Below are 22,561 nucleotides of genomic sequence, written 5' to 3'. Positions count from 1 at the left end.
CAAACATTTCCAAATGAGGGCTATGTTGATAGATAAGCAACCGCAAGCGATGGAAGTAATACGCCGCCGTGTTTTTGTTTACATTGACCAACTCATATGCTGTTCGGGCTGTTACCCCTGCAACAAACTGCTCAATGAGTTTGTTTTGTTTGTACTGACTTAGACGACTTTTTCTCATAGGGTTATCTTAACCTAAATGGAAGTTTTAGTCGTTATCTAGGACAGCCCCTTAAAATAAAAAGGCAGATCATTGTGATCTGCCCTCTTATACTCTTTTGTTTGTTGCTTAATCCATTTCACTCATTAAGCTGGCATTTCCCCCTGCGGCAGCGGTGTTGATGCTGATTGCTTTCTCGTGTACCAACGGCAGCAGTGAGAGCGCTAAATCCAGCCCTTCGATGTAGGTCAAAATCGCCCCTTTGCGTTCGGCATGATGCAATTTTTCCTCACTAGAAAGCAGGTCAAGCACAATGAGTGTGCTGAGGTGATCGAGACTGTTGAAATCATCCACCACCTGTAATTTCTTACCAAAGGCAGAGGCGTGTTTTGCCAGCTCGCTTGATTTTTCTACCACCGCTTGGCTGCCGACCGTTACAATGGCAATCAAGGCTTGCACCTGTGAAGCCAAATCACCTTTGCCAATCCCAATCTGTGGGCGAGCCACGAAAATCATCTCGTTTTTCTCGCCGGTAATACCCTGCATTGGGTAGGTTTTTCCGAGTGGCGAGCGGCGTGCAAGGCTTTTGGCCAGATCTAACGCCGTTTGCTGCTCAGCTCCACTTAGAACCTTGCGGATTGCAAAATTTAAGTCAAAATCGACCGCTTGTGCATTGCCCTGTAAACCGTTCAATGTCCATTCTTGGCGGTTTACTAAACGTTGTAGATAGAGCGGCCCGCCAGCTTTCGGCCCAGTTCCTGATAACCCCATTCCACCGAATGGCTGTACGCCGACCACAGCCCCTACCGTGTTACGGTTTACATACAGATTTCCAGCGTGGACAGATTTCAACCATAAATCCACCGTTTCATCAATTCGGCTATGCAAACCGCTGGTTAGACCGAAACCTGTGGAGTTTATGTCGGCAATCACTTGGTCGAGTTTATCCGCATCAAAACGGATAACGTGTAGCACCGGTCCGAATACTTCGTGTTTAAGCTGGCTGATATGATCTATTTCTAACAGCGTTGGCGGTACGAAAATACCATTTTCGGCAATTTCAGAGGAGATAGCCACCTGATAGTAACTTTTCGCCGATTTTTTGAGGTTTTCAATATGATCGAGCAAGCGTTGTTGTGCGACTTTATCGATTACTGGTCCGACATCGGTAGTTAAGTGTTGTGGAAGACCAACTTTCAACTCCGCCATTGCCCCTTTGAGCATTGTGAGAATGTGATCGGCAACATCACGTTGCAGATACAGCACACGCAATGCCGAACAACGTTGCCCTGCTGAGTCAAATGCGGAGTTTAAAACATCTATCACAACCTGCTCGCCCAGTGCCGAGCTATCAACAATCATTGCATTTTGTCCGCCAGTTTCGGCAATAAGCGGTATAATTTTCTCGTTTTTGTGCAAATTGCGGTTAATGTTTTTAGCTGTCTCTGTTGAACCAGTAAAAATCACGCCGTTCACACGATGATCTGCCACCAACGCCACCCCAACCGTTTTTCCTCTACCCGGTAAGCATTGCAACGCCGCTTTCGGCACACCTGCTTGGTAGAAAAGGCTGGCAGCATAATGTGCCATTAACGAAGTTTGTTCAGCTGGTTTTGCTAGTACCACATTGCCTGCCACCAACGCAGATGAAACTTCACCCACAAAAATCGCTAACGGAAAGTTCCACGGGCTAATTGCTACTACAATGCCACGCGGATTTTTGTATGCTTCAATGTTGTTGCGTACCTCTTTGGCATAATAACGACAGAAATCGACGGCTTCACGCACTTCAGCAATTGCATTGTTGAGCGTTTTGCCTGCCTCACGCACCGCCAAATCGAACAGTTGTGGCATATTGGCTTCCATCAAGTCCGCCATTTTTTCTAAGCACTTGGCACGCACCGCAGGGGAAGTATTCGCCCATTCACCTTGGAACGCCGCCGCACTTTCAAACGCCTGTTCCATATCGTTTTCGGTGGCATCAATCACTTCGCCGACTAATTCAGCTTGGTTCGCTGGATTGTAAATTTTGCGGCTTTCTTGACCGCTTGTATTATCATTTGCCAGCTGTGGTTCAGCACGGTAATGCTGTTTGGTAAGTTCATTGAGGGCATTTTCTAAATTTTGTAGGCTTACTGCATCAGTTAAATCATAGCCTTTGGAATTAACACGATTGTCGTCAAATAAATCGACTGGCAATGGAATTTTCGGGTGCATAGTGCCATTAGTCAGTTCTGCTTTTTGAACAGGGTCTTGAGCCAGATCATCTACACTGAGATTTTCATCCACAATTTGGCTAACAAATGAGCTGTTCGCTCCGTTTTCCAACAAGCGACGTACTAAATAGGCAAGCAGGGTTTGATAAGTGCCGACAGGGGCATAAATGCGACATTGCACGTTAAGATTATCGCTGCCAACCACTTGGTCGTACAAGCTCTCTCCCATACCGTGCAAGCATTGAAACTCAAAACGTTTGCCCTGTGCCAAGTGGTAAATGGTGGCGAGAGTTTGAGCGTTGTGGGTGGCAAATTGCGGATAGATCACATCTTGCGCCGCCAGCAATTTTTTGGCACAAACGATGTAGTTCAAATCGGTATGCACCTTACGGGAGAAGACCGGATAGCCCTCTGCACCGTCCATTTGCGCCCGCTTGATTTCAGTGTCCCAATATGCGCCTTTTACCAAGCGAATCATTAGCTGGCGATTATGTTTACGGGCGGTCTCAATTAAATGCTCGATCACATACGGGCAACGTTTTTGGTACGCCTGCACCACAAAACCAATGCCGTTAAACCCTGCCAAATCAGGGTCGGCAAGCAGTCTGTCCATCAAATCAAGCGACAATTCGAGGCGGTCGGCTTCTTCGGCATCAATGTTCAAGCCGATGTCATACTTTTTCGCCAGCAAGAACAGTTCTTTCAGACGTGGATAGAGTTCGTCCATCACACGTTGGTGTTGGGAAAGGGAATAACGAGGGTGAATGGCGGAGAGTTTGACCGACACACCCGAGGATTTATACACGCCCAAGCCTTTCGAGGTGGCACCCACAGCGTGAATAGAGGCAACATAGTCGTTGTAATAGCGTTTGGCATCTTCGGCGGTGAGTGCCGCTTCGCCCAGCATATCGTAGCTGTAACGATAACCCATTGCGAAGCGTTTTTCGCCGTTTTTAATCGCCTGTTGAATGGTTTCGCCCGTTACAAATTGCTTGCCGAGCATACGCATTGCTACGTCCACACCTTTGCGGATCAGCGGTTCTCCACCTTTGGCGATCAGGCGTGAAAGTGCTGATGAGAGTGAGCTTTCGCTGTGGGTTGAAACCAATTTGCCGGTAATCACCAAGCCCCACGCCGCTGCATTCACAAACAGAGAGGGGCTGTTGCCGGTGTGTGAACGCCAATCCCCTTTGGCAATTTTGTCTCGAATTAATTTATCCGCAGTGGCGGTGTCAGGAATGCGTAGTAATGCTTCGGCAAGGCACATCAACGCCACCCCCTCTTGGCTGGAGAGTGAAAATTCGTGCATTAACGCATCAACCCCGCTTGCTTTCTGGCGTGCAGTTCGGACTTTACCGACTAATTGGGTAGTGAGCTTTTTAATGTTATCAGCCTGTTCATCACAATGTGCTTGTTCTATCAGATTTTGCACCAGGGTTTGCTCATCAAAGCGGTAATGACGGCTCAATTCAGGACGGATAGTGGTGTTAGGTAAAAGTTGGTATGACATCATTTTTCCTTTCTATACAGCAAGCGATCAAATTTCTGTATAAACTTGCAAATTTTAAGATAAAACCGACCGCTTGTTATTTAACTTAACCTATTGTTATTAAATACTATTTAGATAAATTATGGACAACAACCACGTTTTGGCAGAGTAATTTCCTCAGGTTCTTTGGCTAATTCTTCCGGTGGCAATCGCTCAATTTTGATATTCAAGGTTGCCAAGCCAATCGCAATCAGTGGAATGAGCCAATTCATTATTGCATACGGTGCATATTCAAAAGCACTCACTTGCAACATTGAGAACGCATAAACACCACAGGTATTCCAAGGTACAAGAACCGAAGTAACTGTTCCTCCGTCTTCCAATGCACGAGAAAGGTTTCTCGAACTTAGTCCCTTATCCCTATAGGCTTTTATATACATTCTGCCTGGTAATAAAATAGAAATATATTGCTCAGATGTCGTTACGTTGGTAATAAATGCCGATACAATCGTAGCACTAATTAAGCTACCTGCTGATTTTGCAAGGGTAAGGATTTTTTCCACTACTGAATGTAACATTCCAGCTTGCTCTGCAATGCCACCAAAAGTCATCGCAACAATCGTAAGGGAAATGGTGTACATCATCGACTCGATCCCACCACGGTTGAACAGCTTATCAATCATCTCGTGGCCGCTCTCAATTTTATAGCCGTCGTGCAGAGTAATCACTGCTACGCTGACATCACCGCCTTGCACAAAAACGTGGCAGAGCCAACCAAGAATTATCCCTGCAGCTAATGCCGGTAAGGCAGGCACTTTTTTTGCCACCAACACCACGACTAATAAAGGCACTAATAGCAACCAAGGCGAAATCAAGAAATGTTCCTGCATTGCCTGCATAATGTCTTCAATTTTAGCAAGATCGAGATTTTCGGCTCTAAATTCCATACCAAAATAGAAATAGACAGATAACGCAATCAGGAACGCCGGCACGGTAGTGATAAACATATGGCGGATATGTTCAAACAGATTGGTTTCGGTAATCCCTGCTGCCAGATTGGTAGTGTCTGACAGTGGCGACATTTTATCGCCGAAATATGCTCCTGAGATCACCGCACCGGCAACCATCGGTGCCGGAATGCCGAGACTAAACCCGATCCCCATCGCCGCTATACCGATTGTTCCCATTGTAGACCACGAGCTACCAATCGCAAGGGTCACAATAGCACAAATTATTGAGATAGTTACTAAAAACAGCGACGGAGAGATCAATTTCAAGCCGTAGTAAATCATCGTAGCTACAATTCCACCACCTAGCCAAGCTCCGATGGTTAGCCCAATCATAATAATGATAACAATCGCTGGTAAAGCCATACGAATGCCTCTATAAATTCCTTTTTCAATTGTCTCCCAACGGTAGCCATGTGCCATCGCAATCACAGCGGCACTAATTGCCCCAATAAGCAACGGAACGTGAGGTGAGGCTTCAAATTTGATGATAGCCACCGCCATAATCGATACCATAATAATCACAGGCAATATAGCATAGCGAAACGGGATTCGGATATTTTGGTCTGTTATTTCTGTTCTGTTTGACATAAAGCCACCTTTTACAAGCGGTTGATTTTTGGAAAAAGTTTGCAAAATCAGCATTTTACAACTGTTTTGCTTCCTGCCAAAAAGGGTTAAAGGCGATTTGGTAGGATAAAATATAGAGAAAATGACAATTAAGCCAACACCTCCCGAATTTTCTCCAATGCCCAATCCAAATCGAATTTTTCAATCACCAAAGGGGGAGCAAAGCGGATAACTGTATCGTGGGTCTCTTTGCAGAGTAAGCCTTTTTCTTTGAGTTTTTCGCAGAATGGGCGTGCTGGTTGATGTAACTCCAAGCCAATAAACAGTCCACGTCCACGAACTTCTTTAATAATTGGATTTTGGATTTTTTTCAGCTCTGCCAAGAAGTATTCACCTAACTCACGGGAACGCTCTGCAAGTTTTTCTTCCAACAGTACATCAATTGAGGCAATAGATACCGCACAGGCTAATGGATTACCACCAAATGTCGAACCGTGCGAGCCAGGATTGAATACGCCTAAAATATCACGATTTGCTAACACACAAGAGATTGGGAACACCCCGCCACCAAGTGCTTTACCTAGAATATAAATATCTGGCTCAAAGCCTTCCCATTCTGTTGCAAATAACTTGCCAGTACGCCCAAGACCTGCCTGAATTTCATCAGCAATAAACAGCACATTATTCTCTTTGCATAGTTCATAAGCCTGTTCCAAGAAACCTTCAGGTGGAATAAGAATGCCAGCTTCACCTTGGATTGGCTCAACCAAAAACGCTGCTGTGTTTGGTGTAATCGCAGCTTTTAATGCTTCTAAATCACCGTATGGAACAAGTTTGATGCCACCTAACATCGGCCCGAAACCACGTTTATAATCCGGATCAGACGAGAGAGATACTGCAGCCATTGTACGTCCGTGAAAATTGCCAACACAAGCGATGATTTCTGCTTGATTTTCTGCAATTCCTTTCACATCATAACCCCAACGGCGAGCAGTTTTAATCGCTGTTTCTACCGCTTCTGCACCCGTATTCATCGGTAATGCCATCTCTTTATTAGCGAGTTTGCAAATTTTTTCATACCAAATACCAAGTTGATCGTTATAAAATGCTCGAGAGGTCAGCGTTACTTTGTCTGCTTGATCTTTTAGTGCCTGTACAATTTTTGGATGACAATGCCCTTGATTAACCGCTGAGTAGGCACTAAGCATATCCAAATAGCGATTACCCTCAGGATCTTCAACCCAAATGCCTTTAGCTTTACTAATACATATAGGTAGAGGTAGGTAGTTATTGGCACCGAAATGTTCGGTTTGTTGGATGAGTTGTTGAGAAGTAGACATAAAAAACTCCTTTATGTTAAAAACTTGTAACACAAAAGAGTTTAACAATCTTTAGCTAAAAAACACGGACTTTTTGTTGATTTTATGATCTACTTCTCATTTTTCTTCAGTTGTTGATTAACTATGCAATTAATATGAATAGATAGCATACTTTAAGCAAAAATGCCTCCATTTTCTATAACTTTTATAAGTTTATAGATAACTTTCTCCGTTGAAATTCCAACTATAAAATTTAGGGCTGTCCTAGATAACTAACTTAAACAACCCCTAACCAATTGTTTTAAAATGGAAATTTGAGATTTTAAGTCACTGTGATTAAAACGCTATTCGCATTCCTTCAAATACAGCTCAAAATGAGCTTTAGGTATGCCGTTAAATTTACGCAAATGGCGTTTTGCTTGACTCCAAAAATTCTCAATTCCGTTAATGTGATTTTGATTTTCTGCGAAGTGTTTGCTGTGATTGATACGAAAATGGTTAAATTCACTCACATCAAGCACATCATAGCTTCGATAAAAATCGGTGTAAACAAGGCTATCAGGCTTCACTTTCCTCCCGAATAATCGGCAAAAGTGTGGCAGATTGCGTATTTGGTACGACAACGGTATAAACCTTGTCATCACGTTTTAACAGCCCAAATACGGCAGTTTTGCCTGCGGCACCACACCCTCGTTTACCTTTGCGAGCACCACCGAAATAACTTTCGTCCGCTTCAATTTCACCCTCAAACATTTCCAGATGAGGGCTATGTTGATAGATGAGCAATCGCAAACGGTGAAAGTAATAGGCAGCGGTGGTTTTGTTTACATTCACCAACTCAGCCGCTGTTCGAGCAGTGACACCTGCTACAAACAGTTCAATGAGTTTGTTTTGTTTGTACTGACTTAGACGACTTTTTCTCATTGGGTTATCTTAACCTAAATGGATGTTTTAGTCGTTATCTAGGACAGCCCCTTATTTTTTGTATGTAGTTTGACTGCTGCAAGCGGTGTGATTTTGCTATTTTTTTGCAAATTTAGCCTGTATTTTATGAGCAACAATAAACAGCACTAAGACTCCGATGATAATTGGATCGAATGTTACGCTCTTTACCGACCAATAATAATGTACCATCGCCAATACTAATGCAGGATAAGCCCACTGGTGAATCGTCCCCCAGCGTGTTCCTAATTTTCGTTTTAGCATAGGCAGCGAAGTTATTGCCATTATGCTTAGAATGAAAAAAGCAGCTGCTCCTAAAATCAAATATGGGCGACCGGCAAGCTCGCTAAAAAATAATTTTACATCAAGGCTTAATTCTAACAATAGATAGCTTGAAATATGTAGAGCTGCCCATACAAACGCCCATAAGCCCAATGGACGGCGTAAAATTTGATACTGGTTTTTCTTTAGGTATTGTAGGGCAATACCAAGTAGAAACATTATACAAAAAATGACGATTGCACCATAACCGAGAAAATGCTCCAGCTCTTTAATCGGATCGGCACCTAATATTGTTTCATTACCCGTATATAATAGCTGTGCTACCCAAACTAGCGGTAATAAACAGCCAAGATGAATGAGTATACGTAACCAGGTTAGCATTAGTAGTTCACCTTTAAATCTAAGCCACGGTATAAATTTGCCACTTCATTTTCGTAGCCATTAAACATTAGTGTTGGTTGGCGTTTGACGGATAATAACCCGCCTGCACCAATTACTCGTTCAGATGCTTGCGACCAACGTGGATGATCAACATTTGGATTCACATTAGCATAAAAGCCATATTCATTTGGAGCAAGACTTTCCCAAGTAGTGAGTGGGCGTTTTTCAGCAAAGGTGATTTTCACAATCGACTTAATACTTTTAAAGCCATATTTCCAAGGCACGACTAAGCGAATAGGAGCACCGTTTTGCGGTGGCAGGGTTTTACCGTATAAACCGACGGATAGTAGTGTTAATGAATTTAAGGCTTCATCTAAGCGTAAAGCTTCTACATAAGGATAATCAATCCCACCGCCTAGCAAGCGATTTTTTTGCCCCGGCATTTGTGCAGGATCATATAAAGTGTGAAAGACCACATATTTGGCTTTACTGGTTGGTTTTGCCATCTCAATTAAGCGAGCTAACTCAAAGCCGATCCACGGCACAACCATTGACCACGCTTCAACACAGCGAAAACGGTAAATGCGTTCTTCTAGTGGAAACGTATTAAGCAATTGTTGATGATTTAAGCTAAACGGATTTTCAACTTCTCCGCCAATTTCCAATGTCCAAGGATCGGTTTTGAAGTTTGCCGCATTTTTTGCTGGTGCACTTTTATCCACGCCAAACTCATAGAAATTGTTATAGCCTATTACTTTGTTTTCCGGAGTGAGTTCAAGCCCTTTATTTGGATCCGGTTTAAACTGTAGTGATTGCAAGTGTCTTTGTGTTTCTGCCATACTTACTTTAGGCAATGCAGAAGCTGCAATACCTAAACCTAACGCGGTAATAATTTTACGGCGTTGGTAGAAAATAGTTTCGGGTGTAACATCTTGAATTGTTAATTTTTTCATCGAACTATCCTTTTTTTATGAATTGTTGTTATTATTTTGGACTCAGCTGATCTAGAATTCTTACAAAATAAGTGTAATTTTTTATTGGGTATTCCCTAAAGGAGATATATGAAGAGTCTATCTTCTACACAGATAGAAGAGATTAGAAAGCAAATGGTTAAATTTGCCACCCTACAACTAGCCGATAAAGATTTAGCTGAGGATGTTGTACAGGATGCCTTAACCAATGCCTATAAGCATTCAGCCTCTTTTCGGCGAGAAGCTGCACTTAAAACTTGGATTTTTGCTATTTTAAAGAACAAAATTTTAGATTTACTCAGAACACGAAAACGACATATTCCTGTCAGTTCTCTATGTGAGGAAGAAGAATCACCAAGTGCCTTTTTCGATCGCCACGATCATTGGTTGGAACATCAAGATGTAACTGAATGGAGGGGGATAGCTCAATCAACTTACCAAAAAGAATTTTGGGCAATTTTTGATATTTGTTTAAATAAATTACCCGCCCAGCAAGCACGAGTATTTATGATGCGTGAACATTTGGAGATGAGTAGTGCGGAAATTTGCCAAGAATGTGAAATTTCTCTCTCTAACTTAAATGTATTACTTCATCGTGCTCGTTTACGTTTACAAGAGTGTTTATCTCGTAATTGGTTTAGAGAGGAATCAAAATGAAATGCAGGCAAGCAACAGAACTTATTTCACAGTCTTGTGATGAGAAACTTCGTTTGCAACAACATATGCGTTTGCAGTTGCATCTTTTGGTATGCCCTAAATGCCGAAATTTTAATAAAAATACCAAGAAATTAGGCAAGATATTAAGAGCTTACTGTAACGATAAAGATGCTCCGTTCTGATTTATTATACATTTTAAAAGGAGAAAAATATGCGTTATTGGTTAATAAGTTTAAGCATACTATTAAGTGGCTGTGTCGTGCCGGTTACTCCTACGGGGCAAGCCGGTATCCCTATGCCGATTATAATTGGTGTCTCAGATCCACTTGATTCCAAAGAGGTTCACATTTGTACTCTAAAGCCATTTACTCAGGAATATCGTAGTGAACATAGTAGCCGAGGCAGAGCCAAATTAAATGTACAAAAGCAATGCCGTGCAAACCACAGTGAAATGTTTTGTGAAGAAAAAGATATTGTTTGCAAAACCTATGATTAGTTAAACAAGCGGTCGTATTTTATCTGTTTTTTGCAAAATTTTCCTAAAATTTGACCGCTTGTTTATTTAAGCAGATAACATCAAAATTTTATGAGGATTGTCTATGCAACCCATCAATATTGCCATCGCAGGTGCCGGCTTTTCCAGCCGAGTTTTTCATATCCCGTTTTTGAAACAAGATGCTCGTTTTAATATTGTAAAGGTATATGAACGAACCTCTAACAATGCGGCAGAATGGTTGCCGAATGCAGAAACAGTGCGGGATTTCAACGCTCTTTTAACGCCAGAAGTGGATTTAGTGCTGATTACCACACCGAATCAAACCCATTATGCAATGGTAAAAGAGTCATTGCTTGCAGGCAAACACGTTTTAGTTGAAAAACCGTTAGTGGCAACAGTGGCTGAGGCGGAAGAGTTGGCGGAACTTGCAAAGCGGCAAGGAAAGGTGCTTTATGTGTACCAAAACCGCCGTTGGGACAGCCATATTGCGACGGCAAAATCGCTAATGGAGCAAAATTTACTGGGAGAGTTGGTAGATTGCGAAATTCGTTTTGACCGTTATGCGAAAGAGAAAAATGTTAAAGTATGGAAAGAATCAGGCGAGCTTGGTACAGGTTTAGTGTATGATTTAGGCGTACATTTAATTGACCAAGCTTTGTATCTTTTCGGGAAGCCGGAGGCGGTGTATGCTGATGTGCGTTATCAGCACGAAGGGGCATTGGTTGATGATAACTTTGATATTCAGCTCTATTATGCTAACGGTTTTAAAGTGGTGCTGAAAGCCAGCCGATATGCTCGTGAACCAAGCCCGACATTTGTATTACACGGAAAATTAGGCTCTTATCTGAAACAAACTCCCGATAATCAAGAAGATTTGCTGAAAAATGGCGTACAACCTATTGGCAAAGATTGGAATATCGAAGAAAAGGAGAACTGGGGAATTTTACACACTGAAGTGGAAGGTAATGTGGTTCGCCAGCCCTATCGAAATGCCGAAGGCAGTTATCAAAACTTGTTTGATGATTTGTACCAAGCCATCGCTCACAATGCTGAGCCAATTATCAAACTCGAAGACGTCATTTTTGTGCTAAAAGTGATCGAAAGCGTATTTGAAAGTGCAAAATTAGGGCAAAAAATCTATTTGTAAAATTTTGAGGATTTTTGACCGATTGTTATTCTCTCTGATGGCGCAAGCGTTTACGCTTGTGCCTATTGATTATTTTAGCTTTGTTTCTAGTACAAGCGTGGACGCTTGCACTATCTAAAAAATCATCTCCCCCATTGCTTTTCCCATCTCGATTGGCTAATATGCAACCTCAATCCGTAGTTAGAATACTTAATATGTTAAGTTTTAACTGTTTTTTCACTCTAATAAGGATCATTTCAATGAATAAACTTATTGCCTCTTTGGTGGCTTCAAGCTGTGCGACGGCTTTTGCTGCTCCTGTTCAACAGAACAATTTCCACACCACTACCCACACTTACGAATTTACGCAATCTTATGATTTAGTTGTGCCACAAGGCTCGAAAGGAACAACTAATTTGTGGATTCCGTTGCCGTCTGATACCGATTATCAAACGGTAAAATCGATAGAGTTTGAGGGAAGTTACAAAAACGCCTATATCACAGAAAATAACGCTTATGGTGCAAAAACCTTGTTTGCCACTTGGGATACTGATGCACCAAAGCGTGATCTAAAAGTGAAAATGGTGATCCAAACCCAAGATCGTGAGCCTATGGCTCAAGGGGCGTTGGCAAATTACCAAATGCCGGAGAAAATCACTTATTCTGTTGATGTATTGGAGTATTTAAAACCAACGGCTCACATTAAAACAGACGGTATTGTGAAAGAATATGCCGATAAAATTGTGGGTAACGAGCAAAATCCGTTGAAAAAAGCGGAACTTATCCACAAGTGGATTGTTGATAATATGGAACGTGATAACTCGGTGCTAGGCTGTGGCGATGGCGATGTGGAGAAAATTCTCACCACCAAAGTGCTAAAAGGTAAATGTACCGACATCAACTCGGTGTTTGTAGCACTTGCTCGTGCCTCTAACATTCCTGCTCGTGAAGTGTTTGGTATTCGTTTAGGGCAAGCGGTAAAAATGGGGCAATATTCCAAAACCGCATTTGGTAGCTCAAAAGATGGCGTGGCGAATGAAAGCGGCGGGCAGCACTGCCGTGCAGAGTTCTATTTAGCAGGCTTCGGCTGGGTGCCTGTAGATTCTGCCGATGTCGCTAAAATGCGTTTAGCCGAGAAAAAAGACGTGGATGATGCTGATGTTCAAGCGGTCTCGAAATACTTATTCGGCAACTGGGAAATGAACTGGGTAGGCTTCAATCACGGACGTGATTTCGATTTATATCCACAACCGGAACTTACACCACTGAATAACTTTGGCTACCCTTATGCTGAGGTAGGTGGTGACCCGTTAAACTCGTTTGAGGCGAAAGAATTTGGCTATGAATTCATCTCTAAAGAGTTATAACCATAAATTTATCACAATGTGCGTGACCGCCATAGTGTCGGCGGTGACCTCCACATTCTGTTGTATTGGACCACTGGTTTATTTAGTGTTTGGCATCTCTTCCCCTTGGTTGATGGAGCTAAACCAACTGGAGTTTCTACAACTGCCGATGTTGCTGATTTCGCTCGCTGCGTTTGGCTATGGCTTCTGGTTGCTGAATTTTTCCAACAAAATCATCTGCACCAAATACTTCTCCCGCAGAACCCTGGTCATTTTGTATTGGGTAGTTTCTGTGGTGGTGATGTTCTTTTTAACTTACCCTTATGTATTGCCTTACATTTTGGAAATGTGGAGAGGAGAATAAAATGAAAAAATATATCGCAACGATGCTGTTGGCTTTTGGTTTGGTTCATTCAAGCTACGCACAAGAAAAAACAGCTCAAATTGAAACGAAACAAGCAGAGAAAACCGTCGTCCTCCATATTCCGGAAATGTACTGCCAGCTCTGCGTTTATTTAGTCAATAAAGAACTACGAGCAGTAGAAGGTGTGATTTCCACCAAAGCCTCAATGAAAGAGCGAAAAGCGACTGTGGTGGTAAAAGAAAGTGTGGATGACCAAGCCCTGATACAAGCGGTCGGAAACCTCAAATATACTGCAAAAGTCATTGAATAAAACCAAAGCTCAAACATTATTGTTTGAGCTTTTTTAATTTAGCCTTCCTTTTTTCCCCATCTAATATTCAAACTTCACTTTTGTTTTGATTTAAAATGAAAAAATAATTTATTTTGAAAGTTGTTTCTCATTTTGTGATCGCTGTCACAGTTTTTAAAATAAAAATAATTTACTATTTGCACATCTCATAACAGAGATGAAAGAAAAATATTTTATTTTGAAAAACGGAGATCGGTATGATTGAAGCAATTACACACGGAGCAGAATGGTTTATCGGCCTGTTCCAAAAAGGCGGTGAAACCTTAGTCGGTATGATAAACGGTATTTTGCCACTCTTAATTTCATTATTGGTTGTAATGAATGCCCTGATTAAATTTGTAGGGCAAGATCGGATTGAACGACTTGCTCAACGTAGTGCCGGAAACCCTATTTCACGTTATTTGATCTTACCGGTGATCGGCACTTTCGTTTTCTGTAACCCGATGACATTAAGCTTAGGACGTTTCTTACCGGAGCGTTACAAACCAAGCTACTACGCCGCAGCCTCTTATAGTTGCCACTCTATGAACGGCTTATTCCCTCACATCAACCCGGGTGAATTATTCGTTTATTTAGGTATTGCCAGCGGTTTAACCACCTTAGGCTTACCACTTGGGCCTTTAGCCATCAGTTATTTATTAGTCGGTATGTTTACCAATTTCTTCCGTGGCTGGATAACAGACTTCACCACCGCATTCTTTGAAAAACGAATGGGGATCACCTTAGATAGAGAAGTACATTTATCCCACTAACCAAGTAACTGAAATACAGAGGAATAGATTATGAGCAACAAAGCGATTTACATTGAAAAAGGCAACGGTGGTTGGGGTGGTCCATTAACATTACCTGTTGTGGAAGGCAAAAAAGTGCTTTATATGACCGGCGGCACTCGCCCTGCGATTGTTAATAAATTGGTGGAATTAACCGGCTGGGAAGCGGTTGATGGTTTTAAAGAAGGCGAACCGCTGGCAGAAGAAATCGGGATTGCGATTATTGATTGCGGTGGGGTATTACGCTGTGGGCTTTACCCAAAACGCCGTATTCCAACCATTAACATTCACTCCACCGGTAAATCCGGCCCTTTAGCAGAATTTATTGTGGAAGATATTTATGTTTCAGCGGTGAAAGAAAACAATATTCGCTTAATTGATGCCGATGGAAGTGTGCCTGTGGCAACAGAGCAAGCAAAACCAACTTCATCAACGACAGCAACGGCAAAAGAGTATGACTCCAGCAAAAAAATCACCGAACAAAGTGATGGTTTATTAGCAAAAATCGGTATGGGAATGGGATCGGTGGCGGCGTTATTCTTCCAAGCCGGACGAGACACTATTGATACGGTGCTTAAAACCATTTTACCGTTTATGGCATTTGTTTCTGCGTTAATCGGGATCATCATTGCGTCAGGTTTAGGTGATGTGATTGCCCACGGCTTGACCCCTCTGGCAAACAGCCCAATCGGTTTAGTTACACTGGCGTTGATTTGTTCCTTCCCTCTCCTTTCCCCATTCTTAGGGCCGGGAACCGTGATTGCACAAGTTATCGGCGTGTTAGTCGGTACGCAAATCGGTTTAGGCAATATTCCGCCACATTTAGCACTGCCGGCACTCTTTGCTATTAATGCTCAAGCCGCTTGTGATTTTATTCCTGTGGGTCTTTCAATGGCGGAAGCAAAACAAGATACCGTACGGGTGGGTGTACCGTCAGTATTAGTCAGCCGTTTCTTAACCGGTGCACCAACCGTGCTGATTGCGTGGGCAGTTTCCGCATTCATCTACCAATAATTAACCACGATACAAGCGGTGGAATTTGAAAAATTTTTTGCAAAATGCACCGCTTGTCAAAACGAGAGAACATTTATATGACGATTATTTATCAAACGACCTTTACCAAAATCGGGAATTTTGCTCAGGAATCATTAACAGACGATATGTTAATCACTTTTAAACAAGGCGCACCGGCAGATTTAGAAGATTACTGCTTCATTCATAATCCATCTGAATTAAGTAGCCCTTTAGAAGTAGGCGATATCGCTGAATTTGATGGCGTAGCTTATCCGATTACGGCAGTTGGTAGCGTTGCATCTGAAAACTTATCCGCCCTCGGACACATTACCTTCCGTTTTGACGGGGCAAATGATGCGGAATTTCCGGGAAGCGTTCACGTTATCGGAACACCGCCGCAAGGCTTAACAGAGAACTCAACCTTGATTATCAAGCGTGATTAATGACGGATTAAAAATAATTTCAAATTGAAAATTTAGAGGAATACATTATGAACAATGAAAAAAAAGTCGCTATCGTTGTTGGCGGCGGTCAAACACTTGGAGCTTTTTTATCTGAAGGCTTGGCAGATGCCGGTTATCGTGTGGTGGTTGCTGACTCAAACGGCGAAAATGCACAAAAAGTGGCAGCCGACATTAATGCCAAACAAGGCGAAGGAAATGCGATTGGGGTGCAAGTCGATGCGGCTGATGAACCAAGCGTTGAAGCACTAGCTAAAGCAACAGATACCGTATTCGGGCGTGCCGATGTATTGGTTTACAGTGCAGGCACAGCGAAAGCATCGCCTATTTGGGATTTCAACTTAAACGATTTTGATTTGTCGGTAAAAGTGAATTTAACCGGTTATTTCTTAACCGCAAAACACTTCTCCCGCTTAATGATTCGTGACGGTATTAAAGGGCGTATCATTCAAATTAATTCTAAATCGGGTAAAGTAGGGAGTAAGTATAATTCCGGTTATAGTGCAGCGAAATTTGGTGGTGTTGGTTTAACACAATCGTTAGCATTAGACTTGGCAGATAAAGGCATTACCGTGCATTCATTAATGTTAGGCAATTTATTGAAATCGCCGATGTTCCAATCGTTAATTCCGCAATATGCGGCAAAACTCGGCATTCCGGAAAGCGAAGTAGAGCAAGTTTATATTGATAAAGTGCCTTTAAAACGTGGCTGTGATTATCAAGATGTGTTGAATGTCTTAAAATTCTATGCCAGCGAAGAGGCAGCTTATTGCACAGGACAGTCTATTAATATTACCGGTGGTCAGGTAATGTTCTAAGCAAACAAGCGGTCAAATTTGTCGATTTTTTTACAACAATTTGCAAAAAATGACTAAAATAAACCGCTTGTTAATTCGCCACACCGGTTAATATGCCACAGGGGAAAGCGTATTGTTTTGAAATCGCAGGTACGTTTAGGCTCTGTGGCTTTTTATTAAGGAGCAATGATGGATTCAATTACACTTCTGATTATATTGGCAATGATAATGTGGCTGTTACAAGCCGTTTTGGGTTGGCTTCAAATTAAAGCCTTTAACCAAGCCTTTATGGAAATCAGTAAGAAAGGCAAAGTAACGGTTGGGCGTAATAGTGGTCGTTTTAATCCTAAATCGGTTATTGTGTTGGCGTTTGATGATGAGAAAAAAGTGGTAGATAGCCTTTGTATGAAAGGATTTTCCGTCTTTGCCAGACCGCAGAAATTAGCGTCTGTGATTGGTTTGTCTCTTGATCAAATTGTGCCGGAAAAAATCTTTCCAAGCGATAAACGTTCACAATTTGCCTTAAAAGTGGCGATATCTTCCGGATATAGTTGCTCAGATCAAAAATAATGCGATTTTTTATTTCATTTTGAATATTTTTTTAGTTAAAAATGAGATAATGGAGAATAAATATGCAGATCAATAGTGTCATCTTTGATATGGACGGGGTAATGATTGATTCAGAACCCCAATGGGCAGAGGCTCAAATTGCAGTATTAGCCGACTTAGGTATTAATATCACCGAGCAAGATTGCGAACAACTCACCAGAGGTAAGCGGATTGATGAGTTGAGCGACACTTGGATTAAAAAATTTCAGTTATCTGTTTCCAACCAAGCATTAAGTGAAGCCATTTTGGCACACGGTTGTGCTGCGATTGAACAACACGGCAAAGCATTAACGGGTTTATATGAATTATTGGATTTCTTAAAATCTAATCAGATCAAGTTAGCCGTTGCAACCTCATCGCCGCCGGTGGTGATTAAAGCGGTGTTTGATCGCTTAAAACTGTGGGATTATTTCCCGATTCGATGCAGTGCAATGGACGAAGAATATGGCAAGCCACACCCTGCGGTCTATTTGAGTGCAGTGAAAAAATTAGGCATTGAAAAACAAGAGTGTATTGTTATTGAGGACAGTGTAACCGGCTTAATTGCCGCCAAAGCCGCTAATTTAACTACATTTTTGGTGAATACCGATTATCAAAATGAAAAATTTTCAATTGCCGATAAAAGAATAGCATCGCTACTAGATGTCATTGAAAAATTAAAACAGCATTAGCACAGATTAGCTCGCTCCAATCTTTGCTAAATTGGAGGAACAATGAAACCTTTTGAAAGAAGACAGCAAATTTTAGCCTATTTAGCTCAGCACGGTAGAACCGAAGTGGACGTGCTGGCAGACTATTTTAAGCTAACTGGTGCAACCATTCGTAAAGATTTAACTTCACTTGAAGAAGATAAGAAAGTCTTGCGTACTTATGGCAGTGTAGTCTTAATTGATGAAGAAATTCTTGAACGGGAAGAGAAAATCAATAAAGAGGACAAAGACGATAAACCGCTTGCACAGAAAACCGGCATTAATCTTCAACAAAAGCAAGCTATCGGGCAAAAAGCTGCAGAGTTAATTAATGAGGGAAACTCTATTATTTTTGATGCAGGCAGCACAGTGTTACAAATGATCCCCCATTTAAAAGCATTTGATAACCTCTCTTTAATGACAAATAGTTTAACTATTTTCAATGAGATTTTGAAACTCAATAAATCCTATAACTTACTGATTTCCGGTGGTACATTTCGTGAGAAATCAGCTTCATTTCACGGTTATTTTGCTGAATCCGCTTTTATTGGTTCAAATTTTGATATACTCTTTATTGGCACAGACGGACTAGATTTAGACGTTGGATTAACGACTTTCAATGAAGTATATAAAGTCAGTTCGCTAATGTGTGATGCGGCAAATAAAATCGTCTTACTTGCCGACTCCAGTAAGTTTGGACGTAAAAGTCCGAATATTGTGTGTGGGTTAGAAAAAATTCATACTATCATTACCGATGAAGGATTATCTCAAGAAATGAGAGAACAGATTAAAGCGAAAGGGATTGAGCTGTTAGTTGTATAAGGGCGTAAAAATGAATCATTTAGACAGTGCAAAAGAAACGTTAAACCTCTATGCTCAGCAGATTATTACGCTAAACCATCGACTTTCTGAAGAATTTAATGAGGTGGTAAATATGATACTCGCTTGTCAAGGGCGAGTGGTTGTTGGCGGTATTGGAAAATCGGGGCTGGTTGGCAAAAAAATGGTGGCAACTTTTGCCTCCACCGGTACACCGAGCTTTTTCTTGCACCCGACAGAGGCTTTTCACGGCGATTTGGGAATGCTGAAACCGATTGATATGGTAATTCTGATTTCTAACAGTGGTGAAACTGATGATGTGAATAAACTGATTCCAAGCCTGAAAAATTTCGGCAATAAAATTATTGCGATGACAGGTAATCCTTACTCCACACTTGGGCGAAATGCCGATGTGATTTTAAATATTGGTGTAGAGCGTGAAGCCTGCCTGAATAATCTAGCTCCAACCAGCTCTACTTTGGTAACGATGGCTTTAGGCGATGCGTTAGCCATTGCGCTAATGAAAGCCCGTGATTTCCGCCCTGAAGATTTTGCCCGCTACCACCCGGGTGGCAGTCTTGGTCGTAAATTATTGAACAGAGTGCGAGATGTGATGGTGCGTAAAGTGCCAACCGCCAGCTTAGACACCACCTTTACCGAATGTTTATCTGTGATGAACGAAGGGCGTATGGGGGTGGCGGTAATTATGCAAGACGATAAATTGGAAGGCATTATTACCGATGGTGATATCCGCCGCACATTAGCGAAATTCGGGGCGGAGAGCCTAAATAAAACCGCTGACGAAATTATGACCCGTAATCCAAAAACCATTAACGATACCGAATTTTTAGCCAAAGCCGAAGATTTAATGAAAGAGCTGAAAATTCACTCATTAATTGCAGTGAATGATGAGGGTAAAGTAACGGGATTGATGGAGTTCTCTAGTTAATTTATAGATGTAACGATGGCGCAAGCGTTTACGCTTGTGCCGTTCACTGACATATATCAATATCTAATAAAACAGGTAAGTTGTTAGCATAATTTCTTGCACTGCTATATTTCCATTCAAATGCCTCGCATACAAAACCGCTTACGATAGGGTTGTTGTGAATATAGTTTAGCTTTTCATCAAAAAATTTCTGAGAATAGATTGTTATCGGTTGGTTATGATGTTGCCAAAGTTGGTATTGCTTGACATTATTTCGTTGTTTAGCTGCCCGAGTAAACATCCATAATAACCATTCTTTTCTACTTTCTTGGGGATTTGTTTTAATTTGCTGAATCAACATTTTAGATGTAAATGTTTTAAAATCTCTTATTAAATCTGACGGGTTTTGGTCTTTTGCTTGAAATAATAAATGAATATGGCTTGGCATAATGCAGTAGCCATATAAAAAATCATCCCTTTTTGTTTTCGACAATAATTCAATGATTGGATAATGGTTTGAAAATAATCTTCTCGAATAAATAGATCAATCCAATAAACTGTTGCAAAACTAACAAAATAGGCTCCGCTCTTCTCATAAAACTTATATTTTCTACTCATTATGAACCTCTAAAGTGCAGTTTATGCTGATAGTAATATCGGTGAACAGTTAGGGTTAGCAATTCATTTTATTTTTTCGATGTAGATCGCAAAAATAGAATTATGCTTGGCACAAGCGAGGACGCTTACGCCATCTTTACTCCAAAAATGTGAGATAGATCACATTTTCAAATATGCCCAAAAAAATTTAATGTGATCTACTTCACATTTATGAGAGAAACATTTTTGTAACTTTTGAAAGTGGTGCTAATTTAAGCACGATTTTTTCAACCCTAATTTTCTCTCCTTTTTTGAGGTTTCTATGTCTAATTTAAAAGTGAAAGTCCAAGGTTTTGGGCGTTTCTTATCGAATATGGTGATGCCGAATATCGGTGCCTTTATTGCGTGGGGCTTTATCACCGCCCTGTTTATTCCAACCGGTTGGTTGCCGAACGAGACTTTTGCTAAACTGGTCGGTCCGATGATTACTTACTTGCTGCCACTGTTAATCGGTTACAGCGGTGGTAAATTAGTCGGTGGTGAGCGTGGTGCGGTTGTAGGTGCGATTACTACAATGGGTATTATCGTGGGTTCTGAAATCCCGATGTTCTTAGGTGCGATGATTGTAGGTCCATTAGGCGGCTGGGCGATCAAAACCTTCGATAAAGCGATTGACGGCAAAGTAAAAAGCGGTTTTGAGATGTTGGTAAACAACTTCTCGGTCGGGATCATCGGTATGATTTTGGCAATGCTTTCATTTGCTTTCATTGGAGGTATCGTCACCCAAATCTCTGCGGCATTAGGTGCAGGTGTGGGGGCGTTGGTTGAAGCTGGTCTTCTGCCAGTAACCTCTATCATCGTTGAACCGGCGAAAATCCTATTCTTAAACAATGCGATCAATCACGGTGTGTTCACGCCATTGGGTACAGCACAAGCACAAGAAGTGGGAAAATCTATTCTGTTCTTGATTGAAGCGAACCCGGGTCCGGGCTTTGGTATCTTGCTTGCCTATATGTTCTTTGGTCGTGGCACAGCAAAACAAACCGCTGGTAGTGCGTCAATCATTCACTTCTTAGGCGGTATTCACGAAATTTATTTCCCGTATGTGTTAATGAGCCCACGCTTAATTCTTGCAGTGATTGCAGGCGGTGCAACCGGCGTTTTAACCAACTCATTATTAGGTGGCGGTTTAATCGCACCGGCTTCCCCGGGTTCTATTTTTGCGATTTTAGCAATGACCGCACCGGGTGCTCACTTTGCAGTTGTTGCCTCCGTGATTCTTTCTTGTGCCGTGACTTTTGCGATTGCGTCAATCTTACTCAAAACCCAAAAAGGTGAAGCCTCATTGGAAGATGCACAAGCACAAACTCAAGCGATGAAAGCAGAAAGCAAAGGCGTAGTAAATGGTAACATCAACAAAATCTATGTAGCGTGTGATGCCGGTATGGGTTCAAGTGCGATGGGTGCGAGTATGTTACGCAAAAAAGTGCAAGCGGCAGGTTTAAACATTGAAGTACAAAACTTAGCGATCAACGACTTACCGCAAGACGCACAACTGGTGATTACCCACAAAGACTTAACCGCTCGTGCAACACAACGTGTGGCAACGGCTCAACACTTATCGCTCACTAACTTCTTAGACAGTGCGTTCTATGACAGCTTAGTGGCAAAACTGGCTAACCACCAGCCACAACAAGCGGTGCAAAATACACAAAATTTTGCAAACCCGGTGGAAGAACCTCAAGCCGAAGGGTTAAAATTGCAAGTAGCCCAAGTCTTTTTAGGCTTACAAGCTAACAGTAAAGAAGAAGCGATCCGCTTTGCCGGTGAGCAGTTAGTTAAAGCGGGCTTTGTTCAACCAAGCTATGTAGATGCAATGTTCGCCCGTGAGCAAATGGTTTCAACTTACTTAGGCGAAGGCTTAGCTGTGCCACACGGTACATCTGATGCCAAAGACAGCGTACTGAAAACCGGTATCGTGGTCTGCCAATACCCGAACGGCGTTCGCTTCACCGATGAAGAAGACGGCGTGGCGAAACTGGTGGTCGGTATTGCAGCAAAAGGCAACGACCATATCCAAATTTTAAGTGCAATTACCAACGCACTGGACGATGAACAAGCAATGAAAACACTGACCTCAACAAATGACGTGGAAAAAGTGTTAGCATTATTATCTAAATAATCACCCTGTTGTGTAGGGGCGGG

At 41.8% G+C, this 22,561-nt stretch carries 22 protein-coding genes and 2 pseudogenes; 16 read left to right on the top strand and 8 right to left on the bottom strand.

All coding sequences use genetic code 11. From position 1 onward, the window contains the following. From EDC41_RS03790 to msrP, 7 genes and pseudogenes are all read right to left on the bottom strand, one after another. Nucleotides 1-178: pseudogene (locus EDC41_RS03790) on the bottom strand (IS1595 family transposase); the annotation flags it as partial. Nucleotides 179-286: 108 nt separating this feature from the next. Next, nucleotides 287-3,883, bottom strand: coding sequence for a bifunctional proline dehydrogenase/L-glutamate gamma-semialdehyde dehydrogenase PutA (gene putA, locus EDC41_RS03785; RefSeq protein ID WP_115262461.1), 3,597 nt, complete (start codon nt 3,881-3,883; stop codon nt 287-289). 119 nt (nt 3,884-4,002) lie between these two features. Then, nucleotides 4,003-5,514 carry a Na+/H+ antiporter NhaC gene (gene nhaC / locus EDC41_RS03780; RefSeq protein ID WP_006250850.1) on the bottom strand — a complete coding sequence of 504 codons (1,512 nt, stop codon included), beginning with the start codon at nt 5,512-5,514 and terminating at the stop codon, nt 4,003-4,005. Nucleotides 5,515-5,588: 74 nt separating this feature from the next. Beyond that, complete coding sequence (locus tag EDC41_RS03775) at nt 5,589-6,779, bottom strand: ornithine--oxo-acid transaminase (protein ID WP_006250849.1); 1,191 nt, start codon at nt 6,777-6,779, stop codon at nt 5,589-5,591. Nucleotides 6,780-7,030: 251 nt separating this feature from the next. Continuing rightward, nucleotides 7,031-7,682, bottom strand: a pseudogene (locus tag EDC41_RS14005) (IS1595 family transposase). 96 nt (nt 7,683-7,778) lie between these two features. Next, nucleotides 7,779-8,363 carry a protein-methionine-sulfoxide reductase heme-binding subunit MsrQ gene (locus EDC41_RS03765; RefSeq protein WP_006249759.1) on the bottom strand — a complete coding sequence of 195 codons (585 nt, stop codon included), beginning with the start codon at nt 8,361-8,363 and terminating at the stop codon, nt 7,779-7,781. Continuing rightward, entirely contained in the window at nt 8,363-9,316 is a 954-nt protein-coding gene (gene msrP, locus EDC41_RS03760) for a protein-methionine-sulfoxide reductase catalytic subunit MsrP (protein WP_006249758.1), read from the bottom strand. The genes EDC41_RS03765 and msrP overlap by 1 nt, the downstream gene beginning before the upstream one ends. Before the next feature lie 108 nt (nt 9,317-9,424). On the opposite strand from msrP, the gene EDC41_RS03755 reads away from it, so the two are divergent. From EDC41_RS03755 to EDC41_RS03685, 15 genes are all read left to right on the top strand, one after another. Then, nucleotides 9,425-9,991 carry a sigma-70 family RNA polymerase sigma factor gene (locus tag EDC41_RS03755; RefSeq protein ID WP_032844360.1) on the top strand — a complete coding sequence of 189 codons (567 nt, stop codon included), beginning with the start codon at nt 9,425-9,427 and terminating at the stop codon, nt 9,989-9,991. Continuing rightward, nucleotides 9,988-10,173: a zf-HC2 domain-containing protein gene (locus EDC41_RS14000; protein WP_006249756.1), complete on the top strand. Its 186-nt coding sequence runs from the start codon at nt 9,988-9,990 to the stop codon at nt 10,171-10,173. Before EDC41_RS03755 ends, EDC41_RS14000 begins: the two co-directional genes overlap by 4 nt. Before the next feature lie 29 nt (nt 10,174-10,202). Continuing rightward, on the top strand, nt 10,203-10,487 hold the full coding sequence (locus EDC41_RS03745; protein ID WP_006249755.1) for a hypothetical protein: 285 nt from the start codon (nt 10,203-10,205) through the stop codon (nt 10,485-10,487). Nucleotides 10,488-10,590: 103 nt separating this feature from the next. Then, entirely contained in the window at nt 10,591-11,634 is a 1,044-nt protein-coding gene (locus EDC41_RS03740; RefSeq protein ID WP_006250843.1) for a Gfo/Idh/MocA family oxidoreductase, read from the top strand. A gap of 239 nt (nt 11,635-11,873) precedes the next feature. Then, nucleotides 11,874-12,980, top strand: coding sequence for a transglutaminase-like domain-containing protein (locus EDC41_RS03735; protein WP_006249753.1), 1,107 nt, complete (start codon nt 11,874-11,876; stop codon nt 12,978-12,980). Next, nucleotides 12,955-13,323: a mercuric transporter MerT family protein gene (locus EDC41_RS03730; protein WP_062627927.1), complete on the top strand. Its 369-nt coding sequence runs from the start codon at nt 12,955-12,957 to the stop codon at nt 13,321-13,323. Before EDC41_RS03735 ends, EDC41_RS03730 begins: the two co-directional genes overlap by 26 nt. Before the next feature lies 1 nt (nt 13,324). Then, nucleotides 13,325-13,633, top strand: coding sequence for a heavy-metal-associated domain-containing protein (locus tag EDC41_RS03725; protein ID WP_006250841.1), 309 nt, complete (start codon nt 13,325-13,327; stop codon nt 13,631-13,633). A gap of 236 nt (nt 13,634-13,869) precedes the next feature. After that, on the top strand, nt 13,870-14,424 hold the full coding sequence (srlA, locus tag EDC41_RS03720) for a PTS glucitol/sorbitol transporter subunit IIC (protein ID WP_006250840.1): 555 nt from the start codon (nt 13,870-13,872) through the stop codon (nt 14,422-14,424). A gap of 30 nt (nt 14,425-14,454) precedes the next feature. Further along, nucleotides 14,455-15,456, top strand: a complete 1,002-nt coding sequence (srlE, locus tag EDC41_RS03715; protein WP_006250839.1) for a PTS glucitol/sorbitol transporter subunit IIB — start codon at nt 14,455-14,457, stop codon at nt 15,454-15,456. Between the two features lie 77 nt (nt 15,457-15,533). After that, complete coding sequence (gene srlB / locus EDC41_RS03710) at nt 15,534-15,899, top strand: PTS glucitol/sorbitol transporter subunit IIA (RefSeq protein ID WP_020831003.1); 366 nt, start codon at nt 15,534-15,536, stop codon at nt 15,897-15,899. Between the two features lie 47 nt (nt 15,900-15,946). Next, nucleotides 15,947-16,735 (top strand): sorbitol-6-phosphate dehydrogenase, encoded by a 789-nt coding sequence (gene srlD / locus EDC41_RS03705; RefSeq protein WP_006250837.1) that lies wholly within the window; start codon nt 15,947-15,949, stop codon nt 16,733-16,735. A 168-nt stretch (nt 16,736-16,903) separates the two neighbouring features. Continuing rightward, complete coding sequence (gutM, locus tag EDC41_RS03700; protein WP_006249821.1) at nt 16,904-17,284, top strand: transcriptional regulator GutM; 381 nt, start codon at nt 16,904-16,906, stop codon at nt 17,282-17,284. Between the two features lie 62 nt (nt 17,285-17,346). After that, nucleotides 17,347-17,994 carry a hexitol phosphatase HxpB gene (gene hxpB / locus EDC41_RS03695; protein WP_020831004.1) on the top strand — a complete coding sequence of 216 codons (648 nt, stop codon included), beginning with the start codon at nt 17,347-17,349 and terminating at the stop codon, nt 17,992-17,994. A 42-nt stretch (nt 17,995-18,036) separates the two neighbouring features. Next, nucleotides 18,037-18,834, top strand: a complete 798-nt coding sequence (srlR, locus tag EDC41_RS03690; RefSeq protein WP_006249823.1) for a glucitol operon DNA-binding transcriptional repressor SrlR — start codon at nt 18,037-18,039, stop codon at nt 18,832-18,834. A gap of 10 nt (nt 18,835-18,844) precedes the next feature. Next, complete coding sequence (locus tag EDC41_RS03685) at nt 18,845-19,780, top strand: KpsF/GutQ family sugar-phosphate isomerase (protein ID WP_006249824.1); 936 nt, start codon at nt 18,845-18,847, stop codon at nt 19,778-19,780. A 43-nt stretch (nt 19,781-19,823) separates the two neighbouring features. Here EDC41_RS03685 and EDC41_RS03680 read toward each other — a convergent pair whose 3' ends face one another. Then, the gene (locus EDC41_RS03680) at nt 19,824-20,207 is read right to left on the bottom strand and encodes a hypothetical protein (protein WP_006250835.1); all 384 of its coding nucleotides are present in this window, start codon (nt 20,205-20,207) and stop codon (nt 19,824-19,826) included. A gap of 471 nt (nt 20,208-20,678) precedes the next feature. Here EDC41_RS03680 and EDC41_RS03675 point away from each other — a divergent pair, with 471 nt between their 5' ends. Beyond that, on the top strand, nt 20,679-22,538 hold the full coding sequence (locus EDC41_RS03675; RefSeq protein ID WP_006250834.1) for a PTS mannitol transporter subunit IICBA: 1,860 nt from the start codon (nt 20,679-20,681) through the stop codon (nt 22,536-22,538). Nucleotides 22,539-22,561: the final 23 nt, after the last annotated feature.

The sequence above is a fragment of the Mannheimia haemolytica genome (genome assembly GCF_004342115.1).
Lineage (GTDB): Bacteria > Pseudomonadota > Gammaproteobacteria > Enterobacterales > Pasteurellaceae > Mannheimia > Mannheimia haemolytica.
This window is presented reverse-complemented; position numbering and strand designations above follow the sequence as displayed.